The organism is Paraburkholderia humisilvae, from assembly GCF_902859855.1.
Classification (GTDB): domain Bacteria; phylum Pseudomonadota; class Gammaproteobacteria; order Burkholderiales; family Burkholderiaceae; genus Paraburkholderia; species Paraburkholderia humisilvae.
This window is the reverse complement of record NZ_CADIKH010000352.1, coordinates 1-1,329: the sequence shown is the minus strand read 5'-3', so window position 1 is coordinate 1,329 and position 1,329 is coordinate 1. Positions and strand designations below refer to the sequence as shown.

Below are 1,329 nucleotides of genomic sequence, written 5' to 3'. Positions count from 1 at the left end.
GTTGCCCAGTGCGACGGCATTCGCACCGCCGGCCGTCGCGCCGGGGCCGATGGCGATCGCCCCCGTGCTCACCGCGTTGGCCGCCTGCAGCGCGGTCCCGCCGTCATTCACACTGAAGTAGGGCGATGTGCCCGACGGCAGCGAGGCGACGGTGGTAGACAGTGAGCCGACCGCCGTATTGGTCGCATACAGCTGCGAGCCGTTGACCGCGTCCGTGCTCGTGCCCAGCACCTGGCCCGGCGCCACGTTGGTGACTTGCCGTTCGTTCCCGGCCGTACCCAAGCTCACCACGCCGCTTGCGCTGCCCGCGTACGTGTACGCCGTGCCCGCGATCGTGCCGCCGGTCACCGGCACCGCGGCTGTCGTCGCCAGCGAATTGGCACCCAGGGCGATCGAGTTGGCCACCGATGCCGTCGCGCTAGTGCCAAGTGCCATCGCGTTATTCGCGCTCGCGGTGGCGAATACGCCAAGCGCCTGAGCGCCTCCGGTGCCATTCACTCCGGTGGACGCCAGTGAATACGAGCCGAATGCCTGATTCCAGCCATCCGTTGTCGAACCCTGCGTACCTGCGACGGTGCGTTCGCCAACTGCCACGTTCAGGTTGGCGGTACCGTAACTGACACTGCTGCTACCAATGTACGCGTCGGCCGGTGCTTGCGCCCCGCTCGTCACTGTGTATGGTGTGGTCGCCCCGCAGTTTGATGTTGCGTTGCCAGAGGTCTGTGTTCCTTCATCGCCGCCCCAGGCGAAACCACAGGCTGCGGCGGGCGATGTCACGCCCAGCAGCCCAGCCGCCGAAAGCGCCATCACCACACACCGGGGTGCAATCCCGCCTGTTGCCGCACCCCGTCTGCGCGAGACTTCCGGTGCTCGAACGCTTCCGTCGACGCCTCCCGATCCGCGCCCACCCTGTACCCCCGTCGCGGTCTCAGGTGCAGGAGCTACGGCCCCCAACCGACGGTTCCACACCAGCCGATAAAGATTCCTGTTCATGGTTGCTGTCCTTTGTCCGTGTTGCCTATGACACTATTAAAAATCCGCCCGGCGACGAGCTGCAATTCGCATTCAATCCAATTTATAGTTTGTATTTAATATATGGTAAGATATGCTAATTATTATTATAAATATAAAGACTATAATAAAGGTGGTAAAATAATCGTGTTGCAGGCTTCTTCGCTGCGCCGTCACTCCGTTTTGAGGCAAGTGGGCATGTCGCCGCAATTATTGAGTTTCCCATAAAACATGACAACCGATTCGATGCTGGCGCGTTATATCTCTAACGGATTGAATGGAGATACGCGCCATGGCAAAGAAGCCGTTGGACGAGGC

General features: G+C 60.9%; 2 pseudogenes. Both read right to left on the bottom strand.

Going from position 1 to position 1,329, the window contains the following annotated elements:
- Positions 1 to 594, bottom strand: a pseudogene (locus HV796_RS45280) (adhesin); the annotation flags it as partial.
- Between the two features lie 288 nt (positions 595 to 882).
- Positions 883 to 993: pseudogene (locus tag HV796_RS46385) on the bottom strand (ESPR-type extended signal peptide-containing protein); the annotation flags it as partial.
- Between the last annotated feature and the right edge of the window lie 336 nt (positions 994 to 1,329).